14 protein-coding genes and 1 tRNA gene are annotated in these 10,701 nt (G+C 69.5%); 11 read left to right on the top strand and 4 right to left on the bottom strand.

Annotation, left to right across the window (positions count from 1 at the left end; translation table 11 throughout):
* Window positions 1-382 precede the first annotated feature (382 nt).
* Window positions 383-955, top strand: a complete 573-nt coding sequence (locus ACFHPP_RS25670) for a recombinase family protein (RefSeq protein ID WP_437166087.1) — start codon at window positions 383-385, stop codon at window positions 953-955.
* A gap of 44 nt (window positions 956-999) precedes the next feature.
* Here ACFHPP_RS25670 and ACFHPP_RS25665 read toward each other — a convergent pair whose 3' ends face one another.
* Complete coding sequence (locus ACFHPP_RS25665) at window positions 1,000-1,311, bottom strand: hypothetical protein (RefSeq protein WP_437166086.1); 312 nt, start codon at window positions 1,309-1,311, stop codon at window positions 1,000-1,002.
* Between the two features lie 280 nt (window positions 1,312-1,591).
* On the opposite strand from ACFHPP_RS25665, the gene ACFHPP_RS25660 reads away from it, so the two are divergent.
* A complete protein-coding gene (locus ACFHPP_RS25660) occupies window positions 1,592-3,040 on the top strand; it encodes a tyrosine-type recombinase/integrase (RefSeq protein WP_437166085.1) in 1,449 nt (482 codons plus the stop codon).
* A 25-nt stretch (window positions 3,041-3,065) separates the two neighbouring features.
* On the opposite strand, the gene ACFHPP_RS25655 is transcribed toward ACFHPP_RS25660, so the two are convergent.
* Window positions 3,066-3,140 (bottom strand) — tRNA-Gly (locus tag ACFHPP_RS25655).
* Window positions 3,141-3,430: 290 nt separating this feature from the next.
* On the opposite strand from ACFHPP_RS25655, the gene metZ reads away from it, so the two are divergent.
* The 9 genes from metZ (at window position 3,431) to ACFHPP_RS25610 (ending at window position 8,962) form a co-directional block, all read left to right on the top strand.
* Complete coding sequence (gene metZ, locus ACFHPP_RS25650) at window positions 3,431-4,795, top strand: O-succinylhomoserine sulfhydrylase (RefSeq protein ID WP_437166084.1); 1,365 nt, start codon at window positions 3,431-3,433, stop codon at window positions 4,793-4,795.
* Window positions 4,796-4,800: 5 nt separating this feature from the next.
* On the top strand, window positions 4,801-5,025 hold the full coding sequence (locus tag ACFHPP_RS25645; protein ID WP_437166083.1) for a hypothetical protein: 225 nt from the start codon (window positions 4,801-4,803) through the stop codon (window positions 5,023-5,025).
* A 5-nt stretch (window positions 5,026-5,030) separates the two neighbouring features.
* Entirely contained in the window at window positions 5,031-5,408 is a 378-nt protein-coding gene (locus tag ACFHPP_RS25640; RefSeq protein ID WP_437166082.1) for a LysE family translocator, read from the top strand.
* A gap of 61 nt (window positions 5,409-5,469) precedes the next feature.
* Entirely contained in the window at window positions 5,470-5,877 is a 408-nt protein-coding gene (gene apaG / locus ACFHPP_RS25635; RefSeq protein ID WP_437166081.1) for a Co2+/Mg2+ efflux protein ApaG, read from the top strand.
* Window positions 5,878-5,881: 4 nt separating this feature from the next.
* Window positions 5,882-6,388, top strand: a complete 507-nt coding sequence (locus tag ACFHPP_RS25630; RefSeq protein WP_437166080.1) for a prolyl-tRNA synthetase associated domain-containing protein — start codon at window positions 5,882-5,884, stop codon at window positions 6,386-6,388.
* A gap of 198 nt (window positions 6,389-6,586) precedes the next feature.
* On the top strand, window positions 6,587-7,543 hold the full coding sequence (locus ACFHPP_RS25625) for a tetratricopeptide repeat protein (protein WP_437166079.1): 957 nt from the start codon (window positions 6,587-6,589) through the stop codon (window positions 7,541-7,543).
* 84 nt (window positions 7,544-7,627) lie between these two features.
* Entirely contained in the window at window positions 7,628-8,284 is a 657-nt protein-coding gene (locus ACFHPP_RS25620) for an LON peptidase substrate-binding domain-containing protein (RefSeq protein ID WP_437166078.1), read from the top strand.
* 30 nt (window positions 8,285-8,314) lie between these two features.
* A complete protein-coding gene (locus ACFHPP_RS25615; RefSeq protein WP_437166077.1) occupies window positions 8,315-8,524 on the top strand; it encodes a Trm112 family protein in 210 nt (69 codons plus the stop codon).
* 75 nt (window positions 8,525-8,599) lie between these two features.
* Window positions 8,600-8,962 carry a gamma-butyrobetaine hydroxylase-like domain-containing protein gene (locus ACFHPP_RS25610; RefSeq protein ID WP_437166076.1) on the top strand — a complete coding sequence of 121 codons (363 nt, stop codon included), beginning with the start codon at window positions 8,600-8,602 and terminating at the stop codon, window positions 8,960-8,962.
* A 4-nt stretch (window positions 8,963-8,966) separates the two neighbouring features.
* Here the strand turns inward: ACFHPP_RS25610 and ACFHPP_RS25605 are convergent, their stop codons facing one another.
* Window positions 8,967-9,344 carry a hypothetical protein gene (locus ACFHPP_RS25605; protein ID WP_437166075.1) on the bottom strand — a complete coding sequence of 126 codons (378 nt, stop codon included), beginning with the start codon at window positions 9,342-9,344 and terminating at the stop codon, window positions 8,967-8,969.
* A 3-nt stretch (window positions 9,345-9,347) separates the two neighbouring features.
* A complete protein-coding gene (locus tag ACFHPP_RS25600) occupies window positions 9,348-10,613 on the bottom strand; it encodes an FAD-dependent monooxygenase (protein WP_437166074.1) in 1,266 nt (421 codons plus the stop codon).
* Window positions 10,614-10,701: the final 88 nt, after the last annotated feature.

The raw sequence follows: 10,701 nt of genomic DNA, 5'->3' as shown, positions 1-10,701 counted from the left end.
TGACGCCACCGGTCCGCGCGTTCACCCAGGGAGCGGGTAGCGGGGAAGGCTTGACGGTCGCGAGGAGAAATCCCTGCCAAAGCGGAACCTGATTACACGTCCGTCTGAAGCACCGTGTCCCGAAGCCGCGATGCTGTTGCGACACCCACACCCGCGCACCGCGCCGCAGCCCTAGCCCTCGCGCAATCGCGTCGCGCACCTTCTGAGTCTTCGTCCCTCTCCTCCATCTTGAATGTCATCCTCTCCTTCAAACGGTCGTATTTGCGACAGCGGCCGACCTCTCCCGCAACCCCGGCCGGTTTCCTTGCCGAGATATCCGAAAATCCTATCCTGAAACTCGGCTCCCGCTTCAGTGGAGTTCGATGAGTTTCGGGAGACGGTGATGTTGATCGGCTACGCGCGGGTCTCGACTGACCAGCAGGACCACGCCCTACAGGTCGATGCCCTTCGTGCTGCTGGCTGCGAGAGGCTGTTCGTCGAAACCGCCTCTGGGTCTCGGGCTGATCGCCCCGAACTGGCCAAGGCGATGGAGCAGGTCCGCCAGGGCGACACCCTCGTCGTCTGGCGGCTCGATCGTCTGGCACGCAGCCTCCGCCATCTCATCGACATCTCGGAGGAGATGCAGCGGCGCGGCGTGGCGCTGAAGTCCGTCAGCGAGGCGATCGACACCGGCACATCGCCCGGCAGATTGATGTTCAACATCCTCGGGGCTTTGGCCCAGATGGAGCGGGAGATCATCGTCGAAAGAACCCGCGCCGGGTTGGTCGCCGCTGCTGCACGGGGACGGCGAGGTGGTCGTCCGCCTGCGCTCGACGATGCCAAGGTTCGCGCCGCCAAGGCGATGTTGGTGAGCGGCACCATGTCGGCTGCTGAGGTGGCGCGGCAGATCGGCGTCAGCCCGTCCACGCTGTATCGCCATCTCCCTGGCGGACGAGCGGCGATCGTCGCCGCATGATCTGGTGATGTGTTGGCGGGGCATGGTGCTCCGCCAATCACTGGTCATCGCCGCAGGTGTTTTCCGCGTGCGACAATCTGCTTGCGTTCGGCACGACGGGCCGCGAGGACATCCTTCGGAATACCAGGGGCGGACTTCACGACCGCCATCGTCGGCTTCGCGCCTTCGACGATCCGCAGAGCAACCTGCGCCTCGATCTCTGGCACGGATGCCTGCGGCTGTTCCTCGGTGAGCCGTGCCCGCATGGCGCGGACGATGGCATCAGGTGTGCTGTTGGCCGCCTCTCGGGTGTCGTCGTGCTCCATGCGGTGGAGCTTCCTCTGAATGCGCTGCTCGAATGTGGGCTTGTACGTCATCGTCAATCCTCTCTGCGGCCACCATGGTCGCAGTTCGTAAGGCTAGTCTCGCGGCCTCGTGATCTTTCATACCAAGGCGGCATTCGCCGTGTCACCTTTCAAATGCAGTCGTCGGACCCATCAGCGCAACGCGATGGATTGTAGGAGAGGGTTTCTCGGAAAGTGACGTGCAAGGCTCAGCACCAACCTTCGAGTCTCCGTCATCACCTTGCAGACTTTCACCAGCACCCGTGGCGACATCTGGCAGCGGGCCGTCACGATCAGCGTCAGCGCGTAGATCGTGCGCGTCGTCATCAACGAAGCGGTCATCGCAGACCTCCGTCGCCAGCCCAGCACCAAGATTCGCGACATCTGGGACATCACCGTGCGCGGCCTCGTGCTGCGCATCCTGCCCTCTGGTCTCGCGTCATGGGCCGTCCGTGCATGGACGGCAGAGGGCAAGCGGACCTCGATCAAGATCGGCGAGCACCCTGTCATCAAGATCACCGATGCGCGCAGGCTCGCGCTGATCCAACTCGGAGAAGTTCAGAAAGGTGCTGATCCCGTCGAAGCGCGACGCGCAGCACGGCGGGCTCGGCTGGATGCACGGCGCGCAGCGTCATCTGCGCTCACTGTCGAGCAGGCGATGGTCCGGTGGCAGCGGGCGCGCATCCACGCCCCTGACAGCCCATGGTCGCAGAACTACGCCTACCGGATCGAGAGCGCTCTCCGCGCCCACATCCCTAACTCGCTCCGGATACAGCCGTTGTCGATCATCAGGCGCGACGGATGGACGAAACTGCTGTCCGAGGTCGCCCAGGAAAAGCCCGGCGCGGGTGCGTTCCTCTACACGATCGTCTCGTCGTTCCTCAGTTACGCCGACGCCATGGGCTGGATCGAGGGTCATCCACTCCCCCGGCGTGGCCGCGCGTTCATCGCTCCCCACGTCCCGGCAAGGACTCGGGTGCTAGAGGATGCCGAGTGGCTGGCGGTCTGGAAGGCCGCCGAGGCGGAGCCGGTCAAGCTCCGCGTGTTCACCCGCCTCCTACTACTGACCGCGTGTCGGGTGTCCGAGGTCGCCGACATGGCGGTCGGCGAGATGGTGGCGAGCGGCACCATCTGGGTCATTCCAGCGGCCCGCACGAAAAATGGACGGGAGCACGTCGTCCCCCTCGGCCCACTCGCGCGGCAGGAACTCGAACTGGTTTGGCCCGCCGATACCCGGAACCACGGCGACTACTGGATGCTCCTCGGCAAGTCGCCGACGAATGGGTTCGTCGGTAACGGGAAGCTCATCAAGCGGCTGTTCGAAACCTCCAAGACCGCGAACTGGACGTGGCACGATCTGCGTCGGACCGCCCGAACCGGGATGACCTATCTCGGGGTCCCTGAAGCCGCAGCCGAGGCGGCGCTCAACCACATCACCGGCAAGAGCAAGCTGGTGGCGATCTATGACCATAGCGGCCCGTCCACCTCGGGGATTGCCGCCCTCCGGACGTGGCAGGGCTACGTGACCGATGTCGTCGAGGACCAGCGCAAGCCCGGCGAGGCCGAGACCAGCTACAGAGAGAGCCTGCCCGAGGACCTGCGCTGGAAATCGAGACCCAAGTTCGTCCCGCGTGCGAAGGCTAAGCCGGGCCGGGGCGCATCACGGCGGGTCGAGACAGGGACCTCGCTCGACTCCTCCACGACTCCTAAGCCTCCAAAACGGCGCCGCAAAACGCCGGTCGGCCGTGCCGAGCCGGAGTGAAAATCCAGCATTGTGAATGGCATGATGGAGCGGGCGGGGGGAATCGAACCCCCGACATTCAGCTTGGGAAGCTGACGTTCTACCTCTGAACTACGCCCGCGCGCCTGCCTCTATATCCGCCCCCGCCCCACCCCTGCAAGGGAGGCCGCATGCACCCAATCCTTGACCGGCGCCCGCCCCGCCCGTAAGCCTTGGCCCAGGCGCAGCCGCGCCCCTCGCGATTTGTCCGGCCTGATTGCGGCGAGGTCCCGGTGTGCCGGGTGGTGGGTGCGAAAGCCCACTGAAAACAAACGCGCTAAAGGGTCGCGGGGTGCGCCATGCGTGCCCTGTCTCCCCGTCAGGGGCCGGACGTCCTGTTCGTTGCAGCCCACTGCAACATGAGGTGTCCCGATGGCCAAGACCCTGCCCGACCGCCCGCTCCGCCCCGCCACGCTGCTGGTCCGCGGCGGGCAGATGCGCTCCAACCACGACGAGACGTCGGAGGCGCTCTACCTCACCTCCGGCTTCGTCTACGACAGCGCCGGCCAGGCGGAGGACACCTTCCTCGGCACCACGCAGCACTACCAATACTCGCGCTTCGGCAACCCGACCATGACGGCGCTGGAAGACCGGTTGCGCGCGCTGGAAGGTGCGGAGGCCTGCCGCCTGACCGCCACCGGGATGGCCGCGGTGCATGCCTCCATGCTGGCGCATCTGAAGGCCGGGGACCGCGTGGTCGCCTCCCGCGCCCTGTTCGGGTCCTGCCACTGGATCGTGTCCACCCTGCTGCCGCGCTACGGAATCACCTCCGTCTTCGTCGATGGCGGCGACCTCGGGCAGTGGAAGGCGGCGCTGGCGGAGCCCACCGCGCTGGTCCTGCTGGAAACACCTTCGAATCCTATGCTGGACCTGGTGGACATGGCCGCGGTCTGCGACCTGGCGCATGAGGCCGGGGCGCTGGTGGTGGTGGACAACGTCTTCGCCACGCCGCTGCTGCAGAAGCCGCTCGAATTCGGCGCCGACGTGGTGGTGTATTCGCTGACCAAGCACATGGACGGGCAGGGCCGGGTGCTCGGCGGTGCCGTGCTCGGCCGCAAGAAGTGGGTGGACGAGGTGCTGCAGCCCTTCATCCGCAACACCGGCCCCTCGATCAGCCCGTTCAACGCCTGGGTCATCCTGAAGGGGCTCGAGACCCTGCACCTGCGCCTGCCCGCCATGTGCCACGGCGCCGCCACCATCGCCGATTTCCTGGCCGAGCGCGTGGAGGTGGCGCGCGTGCTGTACCCGTTCCGGGTGGACCATCCGCAGCAGGCGCTGGCCAAGGCGCAGATGGCGGCCGGCGGCAGCCTGGTGACCTTCGACGTGAAGGGCGGCAAGCAGGCGGCGTTCCGCTTCCTCGATGCGCTGAAGCTGATCGATGTCTCCAACAACCTGGGCGATTCGAAGTCGCTGGTGACCCACCCCGCCACCACCACCCACATGCGCGTGGGCGCGGAGGAACGCGCGAAGCTCGGCATCACCGACGGCACCATCCGCCTTTCGGTGGGGCTCGAGGATATCGCGGACCTCATCGCCGACCTGTCCGAGGCGCTGGACGCCATCGCGCCGGCGCCGACGCCGACGAAGCGCGCCAAGGTGGTGATCGAGGAGCCGGCCCCCGCCGCCGAGGCACCACCGCCGGCCCGGAAGGCCAGGGCGAAGCCTGCCGCGGTGCCCGATGCGACGCTGTTCGAACTCGCGGGCGATCTGCCCGAAGCGCCTCGCCGCAAGGGCTGACAACAATGGATCTCGCCGTCTGGCTGGCCTTCTGCGCCGCCGCCGCCGTCATGCTGCTGATCCCGGGGCCGACCATCCTGCTGGTGATCGGCCAGAGCCTGGGCGGCGGCGCGCGCAACGCGCTGCCGCTGGTGGCCGGCGTGGCGCTGGGCGACCTGACGGCGATGACGCTGTCGCTGGCCGGCTGGGCGCCATCCTCGCCACCTCCGCCACGCTGTTCACCGCGCTGAAATGGGTGGGCGCGGCCTACCTGGTCTGGCTCGGCGTGAAGATGTGGCGCGCACCGGTCGAGGCCGGCGCCATGCCGCCGCTGGCCGCCGGGCGGGCGCTGCGGCAGGCCTGGCTGGTCACCGCGCTGAACCCGAAGGGCATCGTGTTCTTCGTGGCCTTCGTGCCGCAATTCATCGACCCGGCGCGCCCCTTCCTGGTGCAGGCGCTGGTGCTGGTGGCCACCTTCGTGACGCTCGGCGCGGCCAATGCGGCGCTGTATGCCGCGCTGGCCTCGCGCCTGTCCGGCGCGGTGCGGCGGCCTTCCCTGCGCCGGGCGCTGAACCGCACCGGCGGTGCCGTGCTGATGGGCGCCGGCCTCGCCGTCGCGCTGCGGCGCGGCTGAGGCTGAGGCTGGACAGCGCCGGGGCGCCGCTTCAAGACTCCGGCGATGAGGACATCCCGCCATGGCCGATGACTATTCCGAAACCACCCGCGGCATCCGCGTGACGGTGCGCAGCTTCTACCTGGACGACCAGTCGGAGCCCGAGCAGGGCCGTTTCGTCTGGGCCTACCGCATCGCCATCCGCAACGAGGGGGCGGAGACGGTGCAGCTTCTCAAGCGGTCCTGGTGCATCACCGATGCGCGCGGCCGCAGCCAGCGCGTGCACGGCGAAGGCGTGGTGGGCGAACAGCCGGTGCTCGGGCCGGGCCAGCAGTTCGAATACACCTCCGGCACCCCGCTGCCGACACCTTCCGGCTTCATGGAGGGCACCTACCACATGGTGGTGCCCGGCACCGGGGAGGCCTTCGACGTCGCCGTGCCGGCCTTCAGCCTGGACAGCCCGCACCAGCCCGCGACCCGGCTGAACTAGCCGCGTGGAGACGCCGGAGGGTCTGCTGGCGCGCCTCGCCGCGCTCGGCATCGAGCAGCGCACCGTGCGGCACGCGCCGGTCTTCACCGTGGCGGAAAGCCAGGCGCTGCGGCCGGATCTGCCGGGCGGCCATGTGAAGAACCTGTTCCTGAAGCCGGAACGCGCGCCGGGCCCCTTCCTGCTCGCGGTGGTCGAGGAGGACCGCGCCGTGAAGGTCAACGCCCTGGTCCGCAGCCTCGGCGCGCCGCGCAGCGTCTTCGCCGATGCCGAGTCGCTGCGGGCGCAGCTCGGCGTGGAGCCGGGTTCCGTCACCCCCTTCGGAATGGTCAATGCGGCGCCCGGCGCGGTGCGCGCGGTGTTCGACCGTCACCTGATGGAAGGGTTCGAGTGGATCAACGTCCACCCGCTGACCAACACCATGACCACCGCCATCCGCCCGGCCGACCTGCTGCGGCTGCTGCGCGACCTCGGCCATGCGCCGGAAATCGTCGACCTGCCCAATCCTGTGTGATGCATCTTTCCCTCAGGCGTCGGGCGCGGCCACCGGCCGCTTGGCTGCGCCGCAGTGGCGGCGGGCGCCGTTCGGCGCCTCGGCCAGCAGCGCTGGCCGCAGGTTTCCCGGGATATCCGCCGCTACGAATCCGCCGCGACCGCTTGCTTCGGGCTGCGGCTCGCGCATCTATGCGCGCAAGCAAGAGGAATGCCTGCCATGGACCTGATCTTCGACCCGACGCGCCAAGCCGCCCCCGGCGGCGCCGCGCTGCCCGCCGGTACGCCCGACCCGGTGAAGGATGGCGACCAGCGCACCTTCATGGCCGATGTCGTGGAAGCCAGCCGCGAAACCCCCGTGCTGGTCGATTTCTGGGCCACCTGGTGCGGCCCCTGCAAGACGCTGACACCAACCTTGGAGAAGGTGGTGCGCGCCGCCGGCGGCCGCGTGAAGCTGGTGAAGATCGACATCGACAAGAACCGCCAGCTGGTCCAGCAGCTGTCCCAGATGGGCCTGCCGCTGCAATCCGTGCCGACCGTGGTCGGCTTCGTGCAGGGCCAGATCGCCGACCTGTTCCAGGGCGCGCTGCCGGAAGGCGAGGTGAAGAAGTTCATCGAGACCCTGCTCAAGGCCGCCGGCGGCCAGTTGCCCACCGCCGACCTGCTCGCCGAGGCGAAGGCCGCCGTGGAGGCCGGCGACCATGCCGGCGCGATCGAGCTGTTCGCCGGCCTGGTGCAGGCCGAGCCCGAGAACCCCGAGGCGATGGCCGGCCTGATCCGCTGCCTGGTCGCACTCGGCGAGGAGGACCAGGCGCTGGAAGCGCTGGAGCAGGTGCCCGCCAAGATCCGCGACCACGCCGAGATCGCCTCCGTCCGCGCGCAGCTGCAATTGGCCATCGAGGGCCGTGCGGCGCGGGAGAAGCTGGGCGAGTTCGAACGCCGGCTGGAGGCAGACCCGGACGACCACGCGGCGCGCATCGACCTCGCCATCGCGCTGAATGCAATGGACGATCGGACCGGCGCCGTCGATGCGCTGATGGTCGCCATCAAGCGCGACCGCGCCTGGAACGAGGAGGCCGCGCGCAAGCAATTGCTCAAGTTCTTCGAGGCCTGGGGATTCGACGACCCCGCCACCCTTGCGGGACGGCGGAAGCTATCCACCCTTCTGTTCAGGTAATCGAACCCGGCCGGAGGCGCGAGCCGCGCGGGAGACAGAAGCCACCTTCGCAACATCTGCGGCCCGGTGGCTGAAACGGAGCCCATGCCCGCCTTCCACACTGCCTTCGACGCGCTGCCGTCGGAGATTCCGATCTTCCCGCTGTCGGGCGCGCTGCTGCTGCCCGGCGGCCGCCTGCCGCTGAACATCTTCGAGCCGCGCTACCTGGCGATGACCGAGGACAGCCTGGCGGCCGGCCGGCTGCTCGGCATGGTGCAGCCCGACCCGGCGCTGCCGCGGACCGAGGCCGGCAGCCAGGTCTACAAGGTCGGCTGCCTCGGCCGCCTGACCTCCTTCGCCGAGACCGAGGATGGCCGCTTCCTCATCACCCTCACCGGCGTCATCCGCTACCGCATCACGGCGGAGGCGCCGATGCGGCGCGGCTATCGGCGGGCGCTGGTGGAATACGGCGATTTCGGCCCGGACCTGATCGAATCGCCCGAACCGGAGATCGACCGCGCCGCCCTGCTCGACGCGCTGCGCCCCTATTTCAAGGCGCATGGCATCGAGGCGAACTGGGATGCGGTGCAGGGCACCGGCGATGCCATGCTGGTGACCACGCTGTGCATGCTGTGCCCCTTCGAGGTGCGCGAGAAGCAGGCGCTGCTCGAGGCGCCGACGCAGGAGGATCGCGCTTCCATGCTCGTCGCGCTGATGCAGATGGGCAGCCACGGCATGGCGCATGAAGGCCGGCCGAGCTAGTATTTTCGCCGATCTGCGGGGACTGCAACCATGACGGCGACGGACAAGGCGGGCGACACATTGGCGGGGGCGGTCGACCCGCGCCTGCTGGAAATCCTGGTCTGCCCGGTGACCAAGGGCCCGCTGCGCTACGACCGCGAGGCGGGTGAGTTAGTCAGCGAGAAGGCCGGCCTCGCCTACCCCGTCCGCGACGGCATCCCCATCATGCTGCCCGACGAAGCCCGCAAGCTCCCCGCCTAAAGCCCTCTCCCCCCTTGGGGGGAGAGCGCCGAAGCAGTGCTTCGTCGGGGTGAGGGGGCCCGCGCCACACCAACCATGCCGAAACTCACGGAAATCCGCCTAACCCGCGCCGACCAGACCCTGCACCTGGCCTGGGACGACGGCGTGCGCTTTGCCCTGCCGGCGGAATACCTGCGCGTCGAAAGCCCCTCCGCCGAGGTGCAGGGCCACGGCCCGGGCCAGCGCGTGACGGTGCCGGGCCGCCGCCATGTCGGCATCATGCGGATCGAGCCGGTGGGGCATTACGGCGTGCGCCTGGTGTTCGACGACCTGCACGACACCGGCATCTATGGCTGGGACTTCCTGCGCCAGTTGGGCGAGGAACAGGCGCAACGCTGGGCCGCCTATGAGGCCGCACTCGCCGCGAAAGGCCTGAGCCGCGACCCGCCCCGGCGGTAGCGCCTCACCAGATCCCCGAAATCCGCGCCACCCCCGCGCCCACCAGCGCCAGCAGCGCCGCATCCACCACGCCGAACCGCAGCCAATACTCCGGGACGCGCCGCAGCCGGGGCAGGGTGCGGATCAGCAGCAGCAGCGCCAGCCCGGCCCAGCCGAGCACCGCCATCACCGTGCCCGTCGCCGCCTGGCCGCGCGGCACCGGCGGCAGCAGCGCGCCGGCGAACAGCAGGAACAGCAGCGGCACCGCCAGGAAGGCCAGATACAGCCCGATGGCGCGCAGCGTGCCACCGACGAAGGCGCGGGTGATGCGCGGGTCGCTCGCCGCCTGGATGGCGGCGGCGGCGCCGATCGAGATCACCAGGAGGACCAGCGCGAAGCCCATGCCTCAGCCGCGCGGTGCGGACAGGTCCATCAGCGCCTGTCCGCCGAGCAGTCCCGAAACCCCCGAGCCCATCCCCATGGCGCGCTCCGCGAAGGCGCGCTTCAGCCGCGGCATGCGGTCGACCGCCGCGATGCCGAGCCGCCGCGCCAGCCGCACCGGGCCGAAATCATTGCCGAACAGCTTCTCCAGCACATGCGTCGCGCCGAGCATGATGGCGGCATCCGGCCGCGCGCGGCGTTCGTAGCGGCGCAGCGTCGCCGTGCCGCCGGGGTCCTCGCCGGCCGCCACCGCCTCGATGATCGCCTCCGCCAGCGCGGCGACGTCCCGGAAGCCGAGGTTCAGGCCCTGGCCGGCGATGGGGTGGATGCCGTGCGCGGCGTCGCCGATGATCGCCAGCCGCGTATCCGTCTGCCGCTGCGCCCACAGCGCCGACAGCGGATAGGACCAGCGCCGGCCGATCGGCGTGATGCGGCCGAGGTGGTCGCCCATGCGGCGCGTCAGTTCCCGTGCGAAGGCCGCGTCGTCCATGGCCAGGAATCGCGCCGCCAGGTCGCGGCGATCGGACCAGACGAAGGCGCTGGCGTGCGGATGTTCGGGCGTGCCGGCCAGCGGCAGCTGCGCGAAGGGGCCGTTGGGCAGGAACATCTCCAGCGCCGTGCCGTTGTGCGGCCGCTCATGCGCGAAGGCGCCGACCATGCCGGTCTGGCCGTAGTCGTGCCGGGTCACGGCGATGCCGGCCTGGCGGCGCAGCGCGCTGTCGCGGCCCTCCGCGGCGACCACGAGGCGGGCGGCGATGGTGGTACCGTCCGCCAGGCGGATGGTGGCGCCCTCCGGCGTGCGGGTGACGCTGGCCTCGGCGGGGGCGAAGACGCGCAGGTTGGGCAGGTGCGGCAGGCGGGCGTTGAGCGCGACGCGCAGCGCACGGGCTTCCACCATCCAGCCGAACGGGTCCGGGCCGACCTCCGCGCTGTCGAAATCCAGCTTGAGCGCGGAGGGGTCGTGGCCCGGCCGGCCATCGGCCACGCGGATGCGGTGGATCGGCTGCGGCGGGCCCGGAAGGCGGTCCCAGATGCCGGAGGCCGCCAACAGGCGCTGGCTGGTCAGCGCGATGGCATAGGCGCGGCCATCGAAGTCCGGCAGCTCCATCGGCGGCAGCGGCGCGCGGTCCAGCGCCACGGTCGAGATGCCGGCGGCGGCCAGCGTGGCGGCGAGGGTGGCACCGACGGGGCCGGCGCCGATGATGCAGGCGGTGGTTTCGATGTGGCTCATGCCGGGAAAGTCGCCCTCGCGCCGTGGTTCGGCAAGGGCGAGGCAATTGCCCAATTTTCAGGCAGCCATGGTGCGGTGCAGCAGCGCC

Source organism: Falsiroseomonas sp. E2-1-a20, from assembly GCF_051433195.1.
GTDB lineage: Bacteria > Pseudomonadota > Alphaproteobacteria > Acetobacterales > Acetobacteraceae > Falsiroseomonas.
This window is presented reverse-complemented; position numbering and strand designations above follow the sequence as displayed.

Excerpts from the sequence above, each read along its gene's own strand:
- ACFHPP_RS25670 (WP_437166087.1), top strand. The coding sequence starts at position 383 with ATGTTGATCGGCTACGCGCGGGTCTCGACTGACCAGCAGGACCACGCC.
- ACFHPP_RS25665 (WP_437166086.1), bottom strand. The coding sequence starts at position 1,311 with ATGACGTACAAGCCCACATTCGAGCAGCGCATTCAGAGGAAGCTCCAC.
- metZ (WP_437166084.1), top strand. The coding sequence starts at position 3,431 with ATGGCCAAGACCCTGCCCGACCGCCCGCTCCGCCCCGCCACGCTGCTG.
- ACFHPP_RS25645 (WP_437166083.1), top strand. The coding sequence starts at position 4,801 with ATGGATCTCGCCGTCTGGCTGGCCTTCTGCGCCGCCGCCGCCGTCATG.
- apaG (WP_437166081.1), top strand. The coding sequence starts at position 5,470 with ATGGCCGATGACTATTCCGAAACCACCCGCGGCATCCGCGTGACGGTG.
- ACFHPP_RS25625 (WP_437166079.1), top strand. The coding sequence starts at position 6,587 with ATGGACCTGATCTTCGACCCGACGCGCCAAGCCGCCCCCGGCGGCGCC.
- ACFHPP_RS25620 (WP_437166078.1), top strand. The coding sequence starts at position 7,628 with ATGCCCGCCTTCCACACTGCCTTCGACGCGCTGCCGTCGGAGATTCCG.
- ACFHPP_RS25615 (WP_437166077.1), top strand. The coding sequence starts at position 8,315 with ATGACGGCGACGGACAAGGCGGGCGACACATTGGCGGGGGCGGTCGAC.
- ACFHPP_RS25610 (WP_437166076.1), top strand. The coding sequence starts at position 8,600 with ATGCCGAAACTCACGGAAATCCGCCTAACCCGCGCCGACCAGACCCTG.
- ACFHPP_RS25605 (WP_437166075.1), bottom strand. The coding sequence starts at position 9,344 with ATGGGCTTCGCGCTGGTCCTCCTGGTGATCTCGATCGGCGCCGCCGCC.
- ACFHPP_RS25600 (WP_437166074.1), bottom strand. The coding sequence starts at position 10,613 with ATGAGCCACATCGAAACCACCGCCTGCATCATCGGCGCCGGCCCCGTC.